The organism is Micromonospora sp. NPDC047557 (assembly GCF_043205095.1).
Taxonomy (GTDB): domain Bacteria; phylum Actinomycetota; class Actinomycetes; order Mycobacteriales; family Micromonosporaceae; genus Micromonospora.
Genome location: NZ_JBIDDK010000001.1, coordinates 202,078 through 221,460 on the forward strand (window position 1 = coordinate 202,078; position 19,383 = coordinate 221,460).

Annotated in this window: 21 protein-coding genes; 8 read left to right on the plus strand and 13 right to left on the minus strand. The window is 72.6% G+C overall.

What is annotated here, in order from left to right:
• Positions 1-39 precede the first annotated feature (39 nt).
• Both ACGGAQ_RS00860 and ACGGAQ_RS00865 read right to left on the minus strand, forming a co-directional pair.
• Positions 40-432, minus strand: coding sequence for a cupin domain-containing protein (locus tag ACGGAQ_RS00860; protein WP_354855826.1), 393 nt, complete (start codon positions 430-432; stop codon positions 40-42).
• Between the two features lie 242 nt (positions 433-674).
• The gene (locus tag ACGGAQ_RS00865; protein WP_393043378.1) at positions 675-1,568 is read right to left on the minus strand and encodes a sulfotransferase domain-containing protein; all 894 of its coding nucleotides are present in this window, start codon (positions 1,566-1,568) and stop codon (positions 675-677) included.
• A 91-nt stretch (positions 1,569-1,659) separates the two neighbouring features.
• Between ACGGAQ_RS00865 and ACGGAQ_RS00870 the strand changes: the two genes are divergently transcribed.
• Positions 1,660-2,730: a hypothetical protein gene (locus ACGGAQ_RS00870; protein ID WP_393043380.1), complete on the plus strand. Its 1,071-nt coding sequence runs from the start codon at positions 1,660-1,662 to the stop codon at positions 2,728-2,730.
• 39 nt (positions 2,731-2,769) lie between these two features.
• Here ACGGAQ_RS00870 and ACGGAQ_RS00875 read toward each other — a convergent pair whose 3' ends face one another.
• Together ACGGAQ_RS00875 and ACGGAQ_RS00880 are read right to left on the minus strand one after the other, a co-directional pair.
• Entirely contained in the window at positions 2,770-3,051 is a 282-nt protein-coding gene (locus ACGGAQ_RS00875; RefSeq protein WP_393043381.1) for an adhesin, read from the minus strand.
• 191 nt (positions 3,052-3,242) lie between these two features.
• Complete coding sequence (locus tag ACGGAQ_RS00880; protein ID WP_393043383.1) at positions 3,243-4,316, minus strand: NAD(P)-binding domain-containing protein; 1,074 nt, start codon at positions 4,314-4,316, stop codon at positions 3,243-3,245.
• Positions 4,317-4,425: 109 nt separating this feature from the next.
• On the opposite strand from ACGGAQ_RS00880, the gene ACGGAQ_RS00885 reads away from it, so the two are divergent.
• Both ACGGAQ_RS00885 and dacB read left to right on the plus strand, forming a co-directional pair.
• Complete coding sequence (locus tag ACGGAQ_RS00885) at positions 4,426-5,157, plus strand: MIP/aquaporin family protein (RefSeq protein WP_393043385.1); 732 nt, start codon at positions 4,426-4,428, stop codon at positions 5,155-5,157.
• A 51-nt stretch (positions 5,158-5,208) separates the two neighbouring features.
• Entirely contained in the window at positions 5,209-6,792 is a 1,584-nt protein-coding gene (gene dacB / locus ACGGAQ_RS00890) for a D-alanyl-D-alanine carboxypeptidase/D-alanyl-D-alanine-endopeptidase (protein WP_393043387.1), read from the plus strand.
• Between the two features lie 36 nt (positions 6,793-6,828).
• Here the strand turns inward: dacB and ACGGAQ_RS00895 are convergent, their stop codons facing one another.
• From ACGGAQ_RS00895 to ACGGAQ_RS00905, 3 genes are all read right to left on the minus strand, one after another.
• On the minus strand, positions 6,829-7,158 hold the full coding sequence (locus ACGGAQ_RS00895; protein ID WP_357493960.1) for a hypothetical protein: 330 nt from the start codon (positions 7,156-7,158) through the stop codon (positions 6,829-6,831).
• A gap of 99 nt (positions 7,159-7,257) precedes the next feature.
• On the minus strand, positions 7,258-8,223 hold the full coding sequence (locus tag ACGGAQ_RS00900; protein WP_393043389.1) for a hypothetical protein: 966 nt from the start codon (positions 8,221-8,223) through the stop codon (positions 7,258-7,260).
• 188 nt (positions 8,224-8,411) lie between these two features.
• Positions 8,412-9,005, minus strand: coding sequence for a pentapeptide repeat-containing protein (locus tag ACGGAQ_RS00905; RefSeq protein ID WP_354855835.1), 594 nt, complete (start codon positions 9,003-9,005; stop codon positions 8,412-8,414).
• 95 nt (positions 9,006-9,100) lie between these two features.
• On the opposite strand from ACGGAQ_RS00905, the gene ACGGAQ_RS00910 reads away from it, so the two are divergent.
• Complete coding sequence (locus ACGGAQ_RS00910) at positions 9,101-10,333, plus strand: serine hydrolase domain-containing protein (RefSeq protein WP_393043391.1); 1,233 nt, start codon at positions 9,101-9,103, stop codon at positions 10,331-10,333.
• 41 nt (positions 10,334-10,374) lie between these two features.
• Here the strand turns inward: ACGGAQ_RS00910 and ACGGAQ_RS00915 are convergent, their stop codons facing one another.
• Complete coding sequence (locus ACGGAQ_RS00915; protein WP_393043393.1) at positions 10,375-11,421, minus strand: hypothetical protein; 1,047 nt, start codon at positions 11,419-11,421, stop codon at positions 10,375-10,377.
• A 134-nt stretch (positions 11,422-11,555) separates the two neighbouring features.
• Between ACGGAQ_RS00915 and ACGGAQ_RS00920 the strand changes: the two genes are divergently transcribed.
• Positions 11,556-12,197: an NAD(P)-dependent oxidoreductase gene (locus ACGGAQ_RS00920; protein WP_393043395.1), complete on the plus strand. Its 642-nt coding sequence runs from the start codon at positions 11,556-11,558 to the stop codon at positions 12,195-12,197.
• A gap of 401 nt (positions 12,198-12,598) precedes the next feature.
• Here ACGGAQ_RS00920 and ACGGAQ_RS00925 read toward each other — a convergent pair whose 3' ends face one another.
• Positions 12,599-13,063, minus strand: a complete 465-nt coding sequence (locus ACGGAQ_RS00925; RefSeq protein ID WP_354855839.1) for a PPOX class F420-dependent oxidoreductase — start codon at positions 13,061-13,063, stop codon at positions 12,599-12,601.
• Positions 13,064-13,135: 72 nt separating this feature from the next.
• Positions 13,136-13,774, minus strand: a complete 639-nt coding sequence (locus ACGGAQ_RS00930) for a DUF6642 family protein (RefSeq protein ID WP_393043398.1) — start codon at positions 13,772-13,774, stop codon at positions 13,136-13,138.
• Between the two features lie 305 nt (positions 13,775-14,079).
• Here ACGGAQ_RS00930 and ACGGAQ_RS00935 point away from each other — a divergent pair, with 305 nt between their 5' ends.
• On the plus strand, positions 14,080-14,868 hold the full coding sequence (locus tag ACGGAQ_RS00935; RefSeq protein WP_393043400.1) for a D-Ala-D-Ala carboxypeptidase family metallohydrolase: 789 nt from the start codon (positions 14,080-14,082) through the stop codon (positions 14,866-14,868).
• Between the two features lie 100 nt (positions 14,869-14,968).
• Here ACGGAQ_RS00935 and ACGGAQ_RS00940 read toward each other — a convergent pair whose 3' ends face one another.
• The 3 genes from ACGGAQ_RS00940 to ACGGAQ_RS00950 all read right to left on the minus strand — a co-directional run bounded on the left by ACGGAQ_RS00940 (position 14,969) and on the right by ACGGAQ_RS00950 (position 17,559).
• A complete protein-coding gene (locus ACGGAQ_RS00940; RefSeq protein ID WP_393043402.1) occupies positions 14,969-15,460 on the minus strand; it encodes a hypothetical protein in 492 nt (163 codons plus the stop codon).
• 126 nt (positions 15,461-15,586) lie between these two features.
• Positions 15,587-16,309, minus strand: coding sequence for a response regulator (locus ACGGAQ_RS00945; protein WP_393045601.1), 723 nt, complete (start codon positions 16,307-16,309; stop codon positions 15,587-15,589).
• Complete coding sequence (locus ACGGAQ_RS00950) at positions 16,288-17,559, minus strand: sensor histidine kinase (RefSeq protein ID WP_393043404.1); 1,272 nt, start codon at positions 17,557-17,559, stop codon at positions 16,288-16,290. Before ACGGAQ_RS00950 ends, ACGGAQ_RS00945 begins: the two co-directional genes overlap by 22 nt.
• A gap of 132 nt (positions 17,560-17,691) precedes the next feature.
• Between ACGGAQ_RS00950 and ACGGAQ_RS00955 the strand changes: the two genes are divergently transcribed.
• Together ACGGAQ_RS00955 and ACGGAQ_RS00960 are read left to right on the plus strand one after the other, a co-directional pair.
• Entirely contained in the window at positions 17,692-18,588 is an 897-nt protein-coding gene (locus tag ACGGAQ_RS00955) for an ABC transporter ATP-binding protein (RefSeq protein ID WP_393043406.1), read from the plus strand.
• A complete protein-coding gene (locus ACGGAQ_RS00960) occupies positions 18,585-19,382 on the plus strand; it encodes an ABC transporter permease (RefSeq protein ID WP_393043408.1) in 798 nt (265 codons plus the stop codon). The genes ACGGAQ_RS00955 and ACGGAQ_RS00960 overlap by 4 nt, the downstream gene beginning before the upstream one ends.
• The last annotated feature ends 1 nt before the right edge of the window (position 19,383 follow it).

Sequence of the window (19,383 nt, forward strand, 5' to 3'; positions counted from 1 at the left end):
CCGGGCGTACCCGGATCGGCCCGGATCAGGCCGCCGCCGTCACGACGTCGGCGGCTCGTCCTCGCCGGCTGCCTCGGCCTTGTCGGCCTCCTCCTTGGTGTGGTGCACGGCCTGGTCGGCGTGCTCCGGAGGGCCGTAGACGGTGTAGAGCACCAGCGGGTTCGGGCCGGTGTTGACGAAGTTGTGCTTCGTGCCGGACGGCACGACGACCAGGTCGCCCGCGACGACCTCCCGCTTCGCACCGGCGACCCGGGCCTCGCCCGTCCCGCTGACGAAGGTCAGGATCTGGTCGATCCCCTCGTGCACCTCCTCACCGATCTCCCCGCCCGGCGGAATGGTCATGATCACCAGCTGGGTGTGCTCGCCGGTCCACAGCACCCGCCGGAAGTCCGGGCTCTTCTCGGCGACCGTCGCGATCGTGAAATGCTCCATGGCCCGCTCATACCCCGTTCGGTCGCGCGTCACGCCGGGACTGGCAGATGGTGGAATTCCCCACGGTCGGCAGGTTTGGATCCGCCCCGACCGGGGATCGACAAGGCTGACCGGCGCGAGCGGCCGGTCGAGCCAGGTCCCCGCTGGCGTACCGCCGAACGGCTGCGGTGGTGGGAGACGGCCAGAGCGCGGCGACGTTCCGACCACTGTCGAGGCGGCGCCGCGCGCTCGTCTGCGCACCCTCAGGCGTCGCGGTGCAGCCAGGCGAGCAGGTCGGGCGGGGCCAGGGCCCTCGCCCGTTCCTCGTAGCGGGCCAGACCGGCCGCGTCCAGCAGGCTGCGCCCCTGCCCCGAGCCACCCTGGCGGAAGAACGCCCGGCGGTCCCGCAGCACGCCCAGCATGTCCGGGGCGAGCTGGTCGGCGCGTTCCCGCATCCGGCCGAACGTGGCCGCCTCGACCAGCGCCGGCCAGCGCTCGGCGGGCACCGGGAGACCCCACCGGTCGGCCAGGCGGCGCATCTGGGCGCCCAGGTCGGCCTGGAGGTCGTCGTAGTGCACCAGCAGAACGTTCGGCTCGTGTCGGCGGGCCCAGGCGTCGGTGAGGTGCCAGAGAACCCCGGGCAGCGAGTCCAGTTCGGCGCGCGGGTCCACCTCGCGGTCGACCCAGCTCGGCAACCACTGCCGCACCGACGGACGGGCCGGGGGCGGTCCCGCCGGCACGGGCTGGCCGGTCAGCTCGGCCATCCGGACGCGGTTCAGGTTGCCGGACTGGTGATAGAGGGACACCGCCATGTCCAGCGGATGCCGCGCCACCACCACGTAGTGCGCCCGAGGGTCGAGCGGCACCCCGTCCAGCGGGGTGTGCGTCTTGATGAACCGGCGGTGTGGTTGGGAGGCCAGCCGCTGGTACACCGCGTCGCGCGGCTCGCCCAGCCAGTCCAGCCAGGGCGACAACTCGGGCAGCGGCGCCGGCAGCTCCGCGGTGCCGAGCACCAGCAGCGCGCAGATCATCTGCATCCAGGTGGTGCCACTCTTGGACCGGGTGCTGATCACGATGTCGCCGTCGCGGAACGGGAACCCGACCCAACGGGCGCTGTCCTCGTCCACGGAGCGGTAACGGTGGGGTGACGCGGACATCGGGCGAGCTTAGTCGCCGAAGCGACAGCAAGGCAGCAGATTTTCCGCCCGGATCGTGTGGACGCATGCGAATGCCTGACTAGATTGAAGTATGGTGCCCGCCCACGGGGGCCGGGCGGCGGAACCGGTCTACCGCCCCATCCTCGCCAGCCGCCGACGCGGCGAGCTGGAAGCGTTGAACCACCTCGACCCCGCGGTCGCCCCACTGCTCGCCCCGATCCTGGAGGTCAGCGCCGTCGACCGCTCCACCAGGGACGCGCTGCGCCGCCTGCCGTCCGGCCTGCTGCCGGCCGTCGACGTCACCGCCCTGCCCGACTCGCCCGACACGGAGCTGGCCCGGTGGGGCGTACCGCTGATGCCGGTCATCGGGCTCGCGGAGAGTGACCGGCGGCTGGTCGCGCACGGCACGGCGGCCCGGGCGTACGCGCGGCGGGCGCTGGTCCGGCTGCGCGCCGCGCACGACCGGGCGGGGCCGGACGCGGACACGACCGCCGTCGAGCGGATCTGGCGGCTCACCGGCCTCGCGCCCGAGGAGTGCGACCTGCTGGTGGACGCGGGTGACGTCTGCTGCCCGGCGGACGTGCGGGTGGCCGAGCCGCGGGTACGCCGGCTGCTGGACTGGGCCCGCCGCCACGCCTGGCGCTCGGCGACGGTGGCAGCCGGCGGTATGCCGCCGACGCTGTCCCGGCTGCCCACCGACGAGCCGGTCCGGCTGGAGCGCTGGGACTGGCAGCTCTGGCAGCGGCTGGCCGACGTCGGGGTGGACTACGGCGACTACGGCGTCGGTCCGGCGCTGTCCGACTCCGGCGATCCGGGCGACCGGACGCCCACCGTGCGGTACACCGCCGACGATGGCTGGTGGGTCTACCGCTGGTCGCGCCGTGGCGGCCGGGGCGACGACCGCTTCGCCGACCTGTGCCGCACGCTGGTGGCGGCGCCGCACTGGTCGAGCGCCGGGGCGGCCTTCTCCTGGGGCGACCACGAGTTGCTGCGCCGCGCCCGTCGGGGCGCCGGCGCCGGGTCGATCGCCAACTGGACGGCGTGGAGCACGTCGCACCACCTGGCGCACGTGCTCGCCACGTTGGTGCGACCGGACGACGCCGCAGGGCCCGAGTGGAACCCTCGGCCGGGCCCGTCGCAGCGAGGGCGATCGCTGCGGTGAGAACCGCCGTGGACGTGCCACCGCAGCCCGGTTTAGGTGCTACTGCCGCTCGGTGAAACCGAACTGGATGATTCCCTCGTCGTCGACGGTGGCGTCCACCGAGGCGTCGCCGAGCAGTTCGGCGGCGTCCGGGTCGAGGAAGATCCGGGCGCCCTGGTTGTCGACGACCTGGTCGCCCTGCTCCGGCTCGGGCACCAGTTCCACGGTGAGCGAGCCGGCGTCGGCGTCGGCGGCGATCCGCACACCGCCGTCCTCGGCCACGTCCTGCTGGTTGGCGAGGTCACGGATGACGAGCACGGCGTTGTCGGTCATGGTGAGCATTGGCGGAACTCCTCGTGGATTCTCGGCTCGCGGTCGGTTGTCGCGCAGACCGGACAGTTGGCCCGCGTACGAGCACGCGTGGGAGGCGACGGGAGGGACGGTCATCGCCGTCGCATCGAATCGGGGCAGCTGACGGGCCCCGTCCCTGCCCACGGTGCCCGCTGCCAGGCGATCCGTCAAATAGAGCCGGATCAGTCGAGCACGGGGGCGGGGGCGAGCAACGAGCGGATCTCGTTGACTGCCGCGCGGCCCGCCCGGTTGGCGCCGATGGTGCTCGCCGAGGGGCCGTAGCCGATCAGGTGGACCCGGTCGTCGGCGACCACGCGGGTGCCGTCCATGACGATTCCGCCGCCCGCGGCGCGCAGCCCGAGCGGTGCCAGGTGGTCCAGCGCGGCGCGGAAACCGGTGCACCACAGGATGATGTCGGCGGGGACGAACCGCCCGTCGGCCCAGGCCACCCCGTCGGGTGTGATGCGGTCGAAGACGGGTAGCCGATCGAGCACACCACGCTCGCGCAGCCGGCGGACCTCGGGTGTGACCGGCAGCCCGGTCACCCCCACGACGCTGCCCGGCGGACGTCCGGCCCGTACCGCCGCGTCCACCCGGGCCACGGCGGCCCGGCCCAGCTCCGGGCCGAACTCGCCGTCGCTGAACTGCGGTGGCCGCCGGGTCACCCAGGTCGTGCTGGCCGCGACGGTCGAGACCTCCGCGAGGAGCTGCACCGCGGAGGTGCCGCCTCCGACCACCACCACCCGACGGCCGGTGAACTCGGCCGGCCCCTGGTAGTCGGCGGTGTGCAGCTGTCGCCCGCCGAAGGACGAGCGACCCGGGTAGTACGGCCAGAAGGGCCTGGTCCACGTGCCTGTCGCGTTGATCAGGGCCCGCGCGGTCCACCTGTCGCGTCCGGCGTCGACGTCGAGTCGGCCGTCCGGGCGGGAACGCACGGCACGGACCCGCACCGGCCGGCGGACCGGCAGGTCGAAGGCCCGCTCGTACGCGGCGAAGTAGGCGCTGACCGCTTCGGCGGCCGGGCGCTGTGGGTCGGCGGGAGGGAAGGGCATCCCGGGCAGGTCGTGGAAGCCGTGCACACGCTCCAGGCGCAGGGTGGGCCAGCGGTGCCGCCACGCCCCACCCGGACCGTCGTCACTATCGAGGACGACGAAGCCGTCTCCGGGAGCGAAACCGGTGCGGCGCAGGTGGTGAGCGGCGCTCAGGCCTGCCTGACCGGCGCCGATCACCACGACGTCGACGGAGTGGGTGTTCACGCGTTGTGTAACGCGATGTCCGGCTGCGCTGTGCCCACCGCGGGTCGTCGCCCTGCTCACAGCGCCGATTCCCCCATCGGTTCGCCCGAATTGTCCATACGCTGAGTGAATGGATGATGCCCGTCGTGCCGCTGCCGAATTCCTCGGCACGCTGCTGCTGGTCTTCTTCGGCGTGGGCGCGGCCGTCGCCGCCCGGGTCCAGGGTGGCGTGGTGGTCGTCGCGCTGGCCTTCGGATTCGTCATGCTGGCCCTCGTCTACACGATCGGCCCGCTCTCCGGCAGTCACGTCAACCCGGCGGTGACGCTCGGCGTGCTGCTGTCCGGCAAGATCTCGGTGATCGGCGCGGTGGCCTACTGGATCGCCCAGTTCGCCGGCGCGGCAGTGGCCGGCTTCCTGCTCTGGGCGCTGACCCGCTGGGGTGACGTGGCGGACCAGACCGGGGCGCTCGGCTCGAACGGGTACGGCGCACACATCAACCGGGGCGGCGCGGCCGTGCTGGAGATCGTGCTGACCTTCCTCTTCGTCCTCGTCATCCTGGTCGTGACGAGCCGCAGCGAGAACCCGGGCGTCGCGGGGGTGGCCATCGGCCTGGCCCTGGCGGCGACCCAGCTGGTCGGCGTGACGCTGACCGGCGCCGCGGTCAACCCGGCCCGCGCCTTCGGTCCGGCCGTCTTCGAAGGCGGCACCGCGCTGCGCCAGCTCTGGGTGTTCATCGTCTTCCCGCTGCTCGGCGGGGCGCTCGCCGCGCTGGTGGCACCGCTGGTGATGGGCGCGCAGCGGCACTACTGGGGCGGGCACGACAGGTCGGTCGGCCGACCGGGTAAACGCGAGCGGCAATAACCTTCGGCCGGGGCTCTTCTCTGGCGATTATCTTCGTGGCAGCATCGGCGCATGCATCGTCGTCTCTTTCCGCGCGCTGTCGCGCTGCTCGCGCTGGCCGTCACCGCGGCCACCGTCGGCGCGTCCGGCGCCACCGCCGAGTCGCCCACCCCCGCGACGACCCGACTGCGCGCCACCATCGACACGATCCTCGCCGACAGCCGGCTGGCCGGCGCACAGACGTCGGTGGTCGTCGTCGACACCAGCACCGGGCAGACGCTCTACGACCGCAACGGCGACCGGCGGTTGGTCCCGGCCTCCAACACCAAGTTGCTGACCTCGACCGCCGCCCTGGAGCTGCTCGGCCCCGGGCACCATTTCAGCACCGACGTCCACACCACCGGCAAACGGCGCGCCGGCCTGCTCTCCGGCAACCTGTACCTGCGCGGCGGCGGTGATCCGACCATGCTCGCGGCCGACTACGACGCCCTGGCCGCGCAGGTCGCCGCCGACGGCGTCCGGGTCGTGACCGGCAACCTGATCGCCGACGACACCCGCTACGACCGCACCCGGCTGGGCCCCGACTGGACCTGGGACGACGAGCCCTACTACTACGCAGCGCAGGTCTCCGCGCTGACCGTCGCGCCGGACACCGACTACGACGCGGGCACCGTGATCGTGCACGCCGCGCCGGCCGGCCGGGCCGGCGCCAAGCCGGTGGTCAGCACCACGCCGCCCACCGGCTACGTCCGCATCGACAACCGCGCCGAGACCGTCAGCGAGGGCGAGACCTCGATCTCCATCGAACGCGAACACGGCGGCAACACGATCGTGGTGACCGGTCAGATCGCCGTCGGCGACGAGCCCGCCAGCGACTGGGTGACCGTCTGGGAGCCCACCGGCTACGCGGCCGACATCTTCCGGGCGGCGCTGCACCGGCACGGCGTGCGGGTGCTCGGCCGGACGGTACTCGGCGAGGCCACCCCGGAGACGGCCCACCCGGTGGCCCGACACGACTCGATGAGCCTCGGTGAGCTGATGACGCCGTTCCTCAAGCTCTCCAACAACGGGCACGCCGAGGTCCTGACCAAGGAGATCGGCCGGGTGCTCTCCGGGGCCGGCAGCTGGTCCGCCGGTCTCACCGCGATCAGCGAGTACGTCGCCGACACCGGGATGGACACCGGGACGCTGCGCCAGCGCGACGGCTCGGGGCTGTCCCGGCGCAATCTGGTGCCGGCGGCAGAGTTCGTCGACCTCCTGGCCGCCGTCCGGGCCGAGCCCTGGTTTCCCACCTGGTACGCGGCGCTGCCCATCGCCGGGCAGCCGGAACGGTTCGTCGGCGGCACGCTGCGCAGCCGCATGGCCGGCACCCCGGCGGCGGGCAACGTGCACGCCAAGACCGGCAGCCTCACCGGCGTCTCCGGGCTGTCCGGCTACGTCACCAGCGCGGACGGCCACCTGCTGGCGTTCTCCATCCTGCTGAACAACTACCTGACGGCGTCGGTCAAGCCGCTGGAGGACCAGATCGCCGTGGCGCTGGCCGGCCATCGGGACGAGGGCGCGAGCGCGGCACGGGTCGCGCCGGCCGCGGTGCCGGAGACGCCGCGTACACCGGAGGGCGTGGAGTGCTCCTGGGTCAAGCCGATCACCTGCTGACCGAGGGCCGGGAATCGGCCTGGCCTGACTGCGGGGTCAGGCCGGGCGGTTCGGTGTGGGGGGCACCGCCGCGGGGTCGCCGCGCTCGATGAGCGCGGCGATCTCGGCGGCCCGCAATCCACGCAGCGCCAGCACCCGAGTCCCCCAGCGGTGCAGCCGGCACGGGTGCGGGCTGGCGTCGTTGCGGCAGACCACCCCGCCGGACCAGCGCCGCGGCGCGTGCACCACCACCGCGCGCACCGCGAACTGGGCGTCCTCGCCCGTCACGTACGGCGGCAGGGGAATGTCGCGGAGCACCTCGCCGGGCAGCTCATCGGCACCGGAGGAGACGGCGGGACGGACGCGGTGGGCGGTACTGCTGCTCATCTGCGCTTCCTCCACAATGGAAGGTGAGACGGGGACAGCAGAAAGTTACGTCGCTGTCGACCGAGAGCGACGGACAAACTGTCCCGCCACGTGGACGGTTCAGCGCAGCGCGACGGCCTGGAGGCCGACGCTGCCGCAGTGCTCGGTGAAGACCTTCTCGACGGTCCAGGTCAGCACCAACCGGGCGTTCTTCGGCACCTCGAAGCGGATGGTGAACTGGGCGCTCTGGCTGGTGTACGGATCCTCCAGGCGTAGGGTGCTGACCGGCCCGCCAGTGGACAGCCGGGCGTCCAGCCGACCCCGTGCCATCCAGATTCCAGCGTAGAGCTGGACGGTGCGCGGCGCCCCACTGCCGGCGACCGTCAGCGTGAACCCGTTGCCCACGCCACAGGTGTAGACGCCGTTGGAACTGCCGCGATCGGACCGCTCGGGTGCGCCGTCGGACCAGCGGACGACCTCCTGATTGCCGTCCCAGCCGACCCGGTTGCCCTTCCCACCACCGTCGACGATCTCCCCGGAGCCGGCGCGCTTGCGAACTGTCGAGTTGCCGCCGCGCAGCCCCCAGTGCATCCAGTCACGGGTGCCCACGGCGGTGAGGTCGACCTCGGCGGGCACCTCGGCGCGGCTCACCGACAGCGGCGAGGCCCCCGGCTTCTTCGGCGGCGGGGCGGGCGCGCTCGTCGACGGTGGCGGCTCGGGCGAGGGCGGCCGCTCCCGGGGGCGCAGACCGGGCAGCGCCGGCCCGGCATCGGTGGCTTGCCCGTCGGCGGCCGGAAGGGCGGACGGTCGGGTGGCTCCGGCGGGGACGCCACCCGAGCCACCGACCGGACCATCGTCCGACTCCGGGCCGGGCCGCGTGCCGACGTACGCGACGAGCAGCACGAGGCAGACGAGTGCGCCGAGCCCTTCCAGCGCCCAGAGCCGCCGCTGTCGGGCGCGGGCGAGCCGGCGCAGCGCCCGGTGGTTCAGCCCGAGGGCGACGCTCCGCGGCCGGTGCGACGGCGGTCGGCCGGTCGACTCGTCCTCGGTCCGCGAATCCGCCCGCGTACGGTCCTCGTCCGCCACCGACCCCTCCAGTCCGCCGCCCGGCCACCACCGCACGCGTCGGGATCGACCGTCCACTGTGGGTCGCTTCACGTTTGCACGGGCGTGGTCGACACGCTAAATCGGGACAGGCTGGCGTGTCCAGTCCGGATCGGGACGGTATGGGACAGCCGGCGGTCCCGCGATCGATCGACCGGGAGCGACCCGTGTCAGCCGATCCGGAAGCCGAGCGCCTGCGCGATGACGAGGGCCTGCTCGGCGTCCACGATGGCGCCGGCCCGTTCGACCGACGTCGGATCCAGCGCGGTGAGGTCGCTGCGCCGCAGGTCGGCGCCGCCGAGACGGCAGTTGTGCAGCTGTGCCCCGGAGAGGTCGACGCCGGTCACCGTGGCGCCGGTCAGGTTGGCCCCGGTGAGGTCGGCCTCGCGCATCCGTACGCCGCTCAACCAGGCGGCGCGCAGGTCCGCGCCGGGCAGCGCGACGAACGACCAGTCGCCGCCGTCGACTCGCAACGGACGAAGCTCGCACTGGACGAAGCTGCTCCCGACCAGCTTGCAGCCGGTGAACTCGGCCTCGAAGAAGTTGCAGCGCCGAAAGACACAGCGGGTGAACGCCGAGTCGAGGTGCCGGGACGCGTTGAACTGCACGTTGCCGAACGTGCAGCCGGTGAAGACCGCCCCGCGGGTGACCGCCTCGGTCAGGTCCACGTCGAAGAACTCGCACGCCACGAACTGGCGGTCGGTCAGCTCCTCGGCGTACCAGTCCTCGTGGCGGAAGGTCATGTCCTCGGTCAACTCCGGCATCCGGCCAGGCTAGTGCCGCCCACCGACGCCCCGGGACGGCCCGGTGTGGGGCGGCCCCTTCCGGTGGCGGCGTACCGGCGAGTAGGTTCGGCGACGTGAGTGTGGCGCGGAGCAAGGACCCCGATCAGATCGGCTTCGACCCGGCGCGGCTGGCGCGGATCGACGAGCACTTCGGCGGGTACGTCGACGACGGCCGGCTGGCCGGCTGGCAGGTGGTGGTCACCCGGCGCGGCGAGGTGGCGCACTCCTCGACGTACGGCCTGCGCGACCGGGAGTCGGGCGCCCCGGTCGAAGCCGACACGCTCTGGCGGATCTACTCGATGACCAAGCCCGTCACCTCGGTCGCCGCCATGATGCTGTGGGAGGAGGGCCGCTTCGAGCTGACCGACGAGATCAGCCGCTGGCTGCCCGAGTTCGCCGACCTGCGGGTCTACTCGAAGGGCTCGGCGCTCAAGCCGTACACCGTGCCGGCGACCGAGCCGATCCGGGTCTGGCACCTGCTCACCCACACCGCCGGCCTGACGTACGGCTTCATGCAGACCTCGGTGGTCGACGGGCTCTACCGGGCGGCCGGCTACGACCTGTACCCGCCGGCGGACGTCGACCTGGCTACCGCCTGCGCGGCCTTCGGCGAGCTGCCTCTGCTCTTCCAACCCGGCACGGCCTGGGGTTACTCGGTCGCCACGGACGTGCTCGGCCGGCTGGTCGAGGTGGTCTCCGGGCAGAGCCTGGACGCCTTCTTCGCCGATCGGATCTTCGGCCCGCTGGGCATGACCGACACCCGCTGGTGGGTCGAGGGCGACGAGGCCGAACGGCTGGCCGCGCTCTACGCACCAGATCCGCGTAGCGGGCGGGCGGTCCGCTACGACCGGCTCGGCGCGCTCGCGCACCACAAGCCCGGCCTGCTCTCCGGTGGCGGTGGCCTGATCTCGAGCGCCGCCGACTACCACCGGTTCACGCAGATGCTGCTGCGCGGCGGCGAGCTGGACGGCGTACGCCTGCTCGGGCCGCGCACGGTGCGATTCATGACCCGCAACCACCTGCCCGGCGGGCAGGATCTGGGCACCCTGTCCACCGGCGGCTTCGCCGAGACCACCCTCGACGGGATCGGCTTCGGCCTCGGCTTCGCGGTGGTCGAGGACCCGATCCCCAGCCGGGTGCCGAGCAGCGTCGGCGAGTACTACTGGGGTGGGGTCGCCAGCACGGCGTTCTGGGTGGACCCGGCCGAGGAGATCACCGCGCTGCTGTTCACCCAGCTCATGCCGTCGAGCACCTACCCCCTCCGCTCCCAGCTGCGCCAACTCGTCTACGCCGCCCTGGTCGACTGACCGGTGCGGGGCCCGTCGACACGCGGGCCCCGCACCGCGGCTCAGCCGAGCTGCTGCGCCTGGATCGCGCGAATTTTCGCCGGCTTGCTGACGGAGAGGTTCGAGATCAGGTACGCCCGCACGCTGCCGTCGGGGAACACCGCCCACAGGTCGGCCACGCCGTCGGCGTTCAGGTCGGCGGCGATGAGGCTGCTGATCGCGACACCGGTGTTCCAGCCCGAGGCGAGCCGGTACTGGGTGTAGGCGAGCGTGCCGGTCCCGTCGCCGTTGTCGGTCATCGTCACGCCCTGCCACAGGTACAGGTCGCCGGTGGTGGCGTTGCGCAGCACCAGGGCCACGCCCGAAGCCAACTCGGTGCTGGCCAGGGTCCAGTTCTGCCAGTCACTGCCGCCGGTCGGGGTGGCGGTGTTCAACGCCACCCGGAAGTAGAGGCCCGCCGCCCAGACGCTCGGGTAGTAGGCCAGTCGGTAGCCGTTCGTCGTGTCGCCGACGATCCCGAGCAGGTCAGGGATGGAGTCGCCGACGCCGTCCGCCACGTACCCGTTGACGAGCTGGATCGGGGCGTTGCCGTAGTCGTCGGCCAGGAACTCGCGCGCGAGGCTGACCGAGGCGTTGTAGGGCTTGGCCATCGTTCCGTCGCCGACACCCTTGATGATGACGCCGCCACCGGCGTTGTCGCCACCCGGGTAGTAGGCCAGGAAGTCCTGGTTCGCGGTGCCCCAGAACGTGCCGGTGATCATCTGGGCGCCGTCGAAGTCGGCCGGCGATTCGTTGCCGGTGACGCCGTTGCCGTAGATGCCGATGTTCACCGCCGGGACCTTCACCCGGCCGGTGCCGACGCCGGTGGTCGCGTTGATCCGGCCCCGCGCCGCCCAGACGCCGGAGTCGAGGCCCGTCGTGGTGCCGCCGGCGGTCACCAGATCCGGTACGCCGTCACCGTTGAGGTCCTTGTCGACCGGGCCGGTGACAGCGGTGGTCGGCGTGTTGACCGGTGCGGCCTGAGCCGGCAGGGCCGGGACGACGGCGAGCGCCAGGGCGGCAGGCACTGTCCAGGCGAGCAGCCGGCGACGGGCCGAGAGGTGCGTCATGGATTCCCCGTTCAGGTCAATGGATCTTGCGCGGCTCACCGTAGTCGATCCACGCCAGTCCGACGTTCCCCCGAACGCCCCGCCGGGTTCGTCATTACGGCATCTCTGGGGCGAGTCGGCCCTAGCCTGGGCTGGTGAGCACCATCGTCGTGTTTGGCGCGGGCGGCACCGCCGGGTCGCGGGTCACCGCCGAGGCGGCCGACCGTGGGCACCGGGTGATCGCCGCGGTCCGCCGCCCGGAGGCCACCTCGTACCTGCCGGCCGGGGTGCGGACGGTCACCGGCGACGCCACCAGCGAGCGCAGTGTCCGGGACCTGGCGCCGGAGGCGGACGCGCTGGTGGTGGCGATCGGCGGCGGCGAGCGCGGGCTGTGGCGCAACGCCGCCGAGAACCTGGTGACCACCCTGCGGTCGATGCCGGCCGCACCGCGGATCATCCATCTGGGCGGCGGGTCCACCCTGCTCACGCCGCGTGGCACCCGCATCCTCGACGAGCCGGACTTCCCGGAGCAGTATCGGGACGCGGCGCTGGGCCAGGCCGACGCCTTGGACTACTACCGCACCGCCGCCGACGGGGTGAGCTGGACCTACGTCTCACCGCCGCCGCTGGAGTTCCATCCCGGCGAGCGCACCGGGCACTACCGCACCGGCACCGACCAGCCGGTCACCGACGACCAGGGCCGGTCGGTGCTCACCTACGAGGACCTGGCGGTGGCGATCGTCGACGAGATCGAGCAGCCCCGGTACGTCAACGCACGGTTCACCGCCGCGTACTGACGATTGCCGTAACCGACTGTCGAGCCGCCGAACCGACCTCCCCTCGCCCCCTGTAGAGCTGCCCCAGATATGGGGCAGACCCAGCGGACAGCACGCAGGGAGCAGCACGGCATCCGCGCACGACGGACGGGCCGCCGCCGTCGCCCGCCCCATATTCGGGGCAGCTCTACAGCACGGCACCCGCGCACGACGGACACGCCGCCGCCGTCGCCCGCCCCATAATCGGGGCAGCCCTACAGCACGGCACCCGCGCACGACCGACACGCCGCCGCCGTCGCCCGCCCCATAATCGGGGCAGCTCTACAGCACGCCAACCCATCCGGCGGGTGCGGGCGCGCTCAGGGGTTCGAGCGCCGCCGGACCTGGGGTGGCGGTCACCGCCGCGTACGGAGAAGGCGCAGTCAGTCGGCGAGGCGGGCCGGGAAGCCGCCGGTGGCGATGGGGCCCCAGGCGTCGATGGTGACCCGGATCAGCGACTTGCCCTGGCGCACCATGGCCGCCCGGTAGTCGTCCCAGTCCGGGTGCTCACCGGAGATGCTGCGGAAGTACTCGACCAACGGCTCCAGCGCCTCGGGCAGGTCCAGCACCTCTGCGGTGCCGTCGAGCTGCACCCAGGGGCCGTTCCAGTCGTCGGACAGCACACAGGCCGAGACCCGGGGGTCACGACGGATGTTGGTCACCTTCGCGCGCTCGGGATAGGTGGACACGACGAGCCGGCCCTGGCCGTCGATGCCGGCCGAGACCGGGGAGGACTGCGGGCGGCCGTCGGCCCGGGTGGTCATCAGCACGACTCGGTGCCGAGGCCGGAGGAAGTCGAGCAGGGTGTCCCGGTCGACCCGGGTGTTCTTCGCGATGCTGGGCGCCATCACTCGTTCCTACCAGGGTGGCCACCGACCAGCGGCGGCAGGTCGGCCGAGCGGCAGGTCGGCCGAGGCGGGTCAGCGGGGGTTGGCGGCGGCGCGGGGCACCGCCTGGGTGGGGACGCGAGGCCGGCCGGCCGGGCGCCAGGCCCGGCCGTTGGCATAGATCACCCGAAAGCCGAGGTACGAGGCCAGCGGCGCCCAGTGCGCGGAGCCCATCCGCAGTTCGGCGGCGTTGTGCCGCTGCCCGTTCGCCAGCACGTCGAGCAGGACGGTTTCGAAGGCAGCCGATTCGACCCAGTCGACGTCCCGGGTGAAACCGCAGATCAGGGCGGCCCCGGTGACCTCCAGGAACTCGCGCAGCACCGCGTCCGACGCGCGGAGGACCGAACAGCTGCCGAAATAGAGCCGGCGTCCCTCGCAGCGGCCGGCCATCAACTCGGCCACCTCGTTCAGCTCCACCGACTGCCAGTCGGTGAGGCAGAGCCGGCTCGGCTCGCCGTGCATGGCGAAGAAGCCGACGCGGTGGTCGGCGTACTGCTTGAGCAGCCAGCGGTCCAGGAAGTAGAACAGCTCGTCGCGGGTAGCCGCGTCCTTGTGGATGAAGCGGATCTTGCCGAGCCGCTCCAGCAGTTCGAGGGTGGGCAGCACGGAACCGCGTTCGTTGAGGTCGCGGTGCCACTGACCCTCGACACAGAAGACGCCACCGCGTGCCACGTGCACCTCCGCCAGTCCGCCGCCCGGGGCTGACGTTACCGGCCCTCGACGGGCGAGGAACATCACCCTGGGTGTGGCCGAATGCGACGTTCGGTGTGGTTCTTGCGGCACCGGGTCGATCGGGGGGAAATGGCTGTTTCACAAATCAGTCGAATTCACAGCTGATGCCCAGCAACGACGAATCATGAGGACAATTCTCGTTAATTGCCGCCTACCGCACGGATCAGTGCGAGGGTGGAAATCACGGGATGTCCCGGTCGATGTCCCGAAGCAACCCCATTCGCTCTCCTATCGGGAGGACTTCTGTGCGCGTAAACACCTTGAAGCGAATTGCTGTCGCTTTCGCCCTGGCACTGCCCGGGGCAGCGATCGCATCGGTGGTCGCCGCGCCGGCAGCGTACGCGGACGGCTGCTACACCTGGAACCGCAACCTGTACCAGGGGCGCTCCGGCGACGACGTCCGTCAGCTGCAGATCCGGGTCGCCGGCTGGGCCGGCTACCGGGACATCGTGGAGAACGACGGTCGCTACGGACCGAAGACCGCCGCCGCGGTCAAGCGGTTCCAGCAGGCGTACGGGCTACGCGCCGACGGTATCGCGGGGCCGCAGACCTACGCCAAGCTGTACCAGCTCCAGGACAACGACTGCACACCCGCGCACTTCACCTACAAGGAGTTGGACAACGGCTGCGGCGGCAGCGGGTGGAGCGGCGGTCCGCTGTCGGCGGACCAGACGAAGCAGAACGCGCTGCGCACCATGTGGAAACTGGAGGCGCTGCGCAAGAGCCTCGGCGACAAGCCGCTGAACGTGTCCAGCGGATTCCGCAGCCGCGCCTGCAACGACCAGGTCGGTGGCGTGTCGGACAGCCAGCACCTGTACGGCAACGCCGCCGACGTCACCTCGCGGACGTCCTCGCTGTGCCAGGTGGCCGAGAGCGCCCGTAACAACGGCTTCAGCGGGATCTACGGACCGGGCTACCCCGACCACGACGACCACGTGCACGTCGACTCGCGGCGCGAGAACAACAGCGACCGCAGCTCGAACACGACGAGCTGGTCCGCGCCGGACTGCGGCATCGGCGCCGGTAACGACTGAACGAGCCGGCCGGTGTGACGTCGGCCCGGCGCGGGTGGGGAATCTCCGCGTCGGGCCGACGTCGTGTCGCCCCGGACAGGGCGGGCGGGGGTGACGCCGTTCAGCTAGCCCGGGGCCAGCGCGGCGCGGTGACGGGGGGAGTCACCGGCCGGCCGGCAGAGGCAGGTCGTACCCCCGCAGGGGTGACCCGCGCGGCCTGGTGTCGCGCCGGCAGCCCGCCGCGGCCGGGAGCCGGCGCCGGATAGCCGGCGGTCGCCGCCGGCCGGGCGCCGGTGGGACGCGCGGACGACGGCCCGGTCGCGGTGAACGGGAAGGGCACGTGCACGAAGGGGTTGCCGTGCTGGATCAACGCCTCGATCTGCCGCTCGTTGAGCCCGTGCGTCTGAAGAACCCGACGCCCCCACCGGTGCAGTCGGCACGGGTAGGAGGCGCCGTCGTTGCGACACAGCGGCCCGGTCGGCCACTCCTCGGCGGTGTGCACGACCACCGCCCGGACCGCGAGCCGGACATCCTCGGGTGTCAGTGGTGCCGGCATCGGCACCTCACCCAGCACCTGGTCGATGGGATCCGTCGACTGCTCACCAACACGCACGGCAGGCCTCCCGCAGCTCGGCAGCGGTACGGCGGACCCACCGCACCGACATCCTCGGGCAGTGGTACGGCCGGCATCGGGCGAAAGTTCAAGCCCCGGCCCCCTAATCGTCCCCCTAACGGGCGCTCAGACGAGGTCGGCGTCGTGCACGAGCAGGGCCACCTGGACCCGGTTGTTGAGATCGAGCCGGGTCAGCAGCCGGGAGACGTACGCCTTCACCGTCGCCACGCTCATGAACAACTCCCCCGCGATCTCCGCGTTGGTGCGGCCCCGCCCCAGCGCGACCGCCACCTGACGCTCCCGCTCGCTGAGCCCATCGAGCAGCCGCAGCGCCCGCTCGCGACGCGGATCCGGGCCGGCCAGACCCGGTGCGGCGGCGGTCACGTGGTCGATCAGCGTGCGGGTCACCGTCGGGGAGAGCATCGCCTCCCCCGCGGCCACCCGGCGTACCGCGTGCACGATGTCCGCCGGAGGGGTGTCCTTGAGCAGGAAACCGGCCGCGCCGGCGCGCAGCGCCCGCAGCACCTGCTCGTCGGCGTCGAAGGTGGTCAGCACCAGCACCTCCGGCGGGTGCGGTCGCGCGCGGAGCGCCTCGGTGGCGGTGAGCCCGTCGACCCGGGGCATCCGGATGTCCATCAGGACCACGTCCGGGGCGTACGCGGCGATCGCCGCCGGAACCTCGCCGCCGTCGGCCGCCTCGCCCACCACCCGCAGGTCCGGCAGGCCGCCGAGGATCATCGAGAGCCCCGCCCGGACCAGCGCGTCGTCGTCCACGATCAGCACCCGCACCGGCGCGGTGGCCTCCCCGGCCCCGCCGGACGGCCCGGTCACGCCGGCCACGGCAGCCAGGCGGCCAACCGGAAGTCGCCAGCCTCGTCCCGCCCGTGCGCCAACCGGCCGCCGGCCAGAGTGACCCGCTCGGTGATGCCGACCAGCCCGGTGCCGGCACCCGGCAGACCGCCGGCACCCGGCAGTTCGACCCCGGCCGGCGTGCCCAGCGGCCACCGGTTGGCGATCGCCACGGTCAGCCCGGCGCCCGGACCACCGGCCACGTCCACGGTGACGGCCGCGCCGGCCGCGTGCTTGCGGGCGTTGGTCAGGCCCTCCTGCACGATCCGGTACGCGGCCCGCCCCAGCGCCGCCGGCACGGCCGCCGGCGCGACGACGGTGTCGGTGACGTTCACCCGCATCCCGGCCGCACGCGACTCCGCGATCAGGGCGGGCAGGTCGGCGAGGGTCGGCTGCGGCGGCTCGGGGGCGTCGCCGACGTTGCCGCCGTCGGCCCGGAGCACACCGATGACCTCCCGCAGGTCCTGCAGGGCGGCGTGGGCGCTGCCCCGGATCACCCCGGCGGCGCGGGCGACCTCGTCGGCCGGCGCGTCGGGGCGGAACTCCAACGCGCCCGCGTGCAGGCTCAGCAGCGAGATCCGGTGGGCCAGCACGTCGTGCATCTCCCGGGCGATGCGGGTGCGTTCGAGGTGCCGGGCCTGGGCGACCCGCAACTGCTGCTCGGCCTCGGCCCGCTCGGCCCGTTCCCGCAGCGACACGATCAACTGTCGCCGGGCCCGGACGAACATCCCCCAGGCCAGCACGGCGAGGGTGATCACCACTCCCCACGCGACGGTGGCCCAGTACGGCCAGTTCGGGTCCGGGCGCGCCCAACTGAAGATCAGGTTGGTGACGAGGCCGGCAGCGGTGAACGCGATCGCGACTGCGGTGCGGCGGTGCACCACGACGGTGAAGTACAGAATCAGCAACGGGACGGCCGCGGCCATCGAGAACGCGCTCAGCGGCAGGGTGGCCACCGCCAACCCGAGCGGCCACCGCCGCCGCACCCACAGCAGTCCGCAGCAGGCCAGCCCGAGCAGCGCGTCCACGCCGACCATCCAGTCGTGCGGCAGCGGAGAGGCCGTCTCCGGAGTGGGCGACAGGGCGTCCACGGTGATGAACAGCACCCACGCCAGCCCGGCCAGGAACGCGAGGCTGTCCACGATCCAGTCGCGGGTGGTGCGGCGGGGGTGTGCCCGGTCACGTTCGCCCGGCACGACCAGCTCCCCGGGCAGCAGCCAGGGGTGTTCCGGGACGGCGAGGCTGGTCACGCGCCCATGCTAGGCAGCAACGGGCACCGGCAACCAGCTACCAAAGTATCGACCCGAGCCTCGACCAAGGTCGGTGCGGCACCGACCGGCGGCCGCAGCGGATGGCCGGGTGGCGCGGGCACGCTCGTCGGCATGATCACCGTGGAGAACCTCACCAAGCGGTACGGGCCACACCCGGCGGTGGACGACGTGTCGTTCCAGTGCGAACCGGGCACGGTCACCGGCTTCCTCGGCCCCAACGGCGCCGGCAAGTCGACAACCATGCGCATGATCTGCGGGCTCACCGCGCCGACGGCCGGCCGGGCCACCGTCTCCGGGCGCCCCTACCGCGACCTGCCCAACCCGGGGCGGGAGGTCGGGGTGCTGCTGGACGCCTCCGCCCAGCACGCCGGGCGCACCGGCCGCGAGGCGTTGACGCTGTCCGCGTACACCATGGGGTTGGACGGGCGCGAGGTCGCCGCGAAGCTCGACCTGGTCGGGTTGAACGCGGTGGCGGCGAAGCGTCGGGTACGGGCGTACTCGTTGGGCATGCGCCAGCGGCTCGGGCTGGCGCACGCGCTGCTCGGCGACCCCCGGGTGTTGATCCTCGACGAGCCGGCCAACGGCCTGGACCCGGAGGGGATCTTCTGGATGCGCGGCCTGCTGCGCGACTTCGCCGACCGGGGCGGCACCGTGCTGCTCTCCTCCCACCTGCTGCGCGAGGTGGAGGCGGTCGCGGACCGGCTGGTGGTGATCGGGGGCGGCCGGATCGTGGCCCAGGGCGACAAGAACGAACTGCTCGCCGGCGGCGGAACGCTCGTGCGGGCCCGCGACGGCTCGGCACTGCGCCGGGCACTGGGCGCGGCGGGTCTGAGCGCCACCGACGGCACCGACGGGCTGCTCGTGCAGGCTGACGCCGAGACGGTCGGGCAGGCCGCCGCGGACGCGGGCGTCGCCCTGGCCGAGCTGCGCCCCGCCGGCAGCGGCGGCCTCGAACAGCTCTTCCTCACCCTCACCGCCGGCGAGTCCACCAAGGAGGCCGTCCGATGACCACCACCACCGCACCCGCCGCCGGCGCCGTCGCGCCCCGGCAGCACCCGGCGGTACGCCGTCCGTCGCTGCTCCGGCTCACCGCCGTGGAGTTGCGCAAGCTCGTCGACACCCGGGCCGGCCGTTGGCTGCTGATCACCATCGGCCTGGTCACCGCCGCGATCGTCACCCTCCAGTTGATCTACGCCAAGGATGCCGACCAGACCTTCCTCAACTTCTTCGTCCCCTCGCTGCTGCCGGTGTCGGTGCTGCTGCCGGTGCTGGGCATCCTGTCGATCACCAGTGAGTGGTCGCAACGCACCGCCCTCACCACGTACGCCCTGGTGCCCCGCCGTGAGCGGGTGATCGGGGCGAAGCTGATCGCCGTGCTGCTCACCGCGCTCGCTTCGGTGCTGGCCAGCCTGGCCGTCGCCGCCGTCGGCACGCTCGTGGCGTCCGCCACCGGTGGCGCGGGCACCTGGCAGTTCGACTGGTCGCTGCTGCTGAACGCGGCGATCCTCCAGGTCGCCAGCGTGCTGATGGGTGCGGCCTTCGGTCTGTTGCTGCTCAATCCACCGCTGGCGATCGTGGGGTATCTGCTGCTGCCCACCCTGTGGGCGGTGCTCGGCGAGATGGTCCGGCCCCTGCGCGGCCCATCCGGCTGGCTGGACACCAACAAGACGATGGAACCGCTGTTCAGCAGCGACGCGCTCACCGGTGAGCAGTGGGGGCGGATGGCGGTGTCCCTGCTGGTCTGGATGGTCCTGCCACTGGCCGTCGGCCTGGTCCGGACGCTCCGCCGCGAGGTGTCCTGAC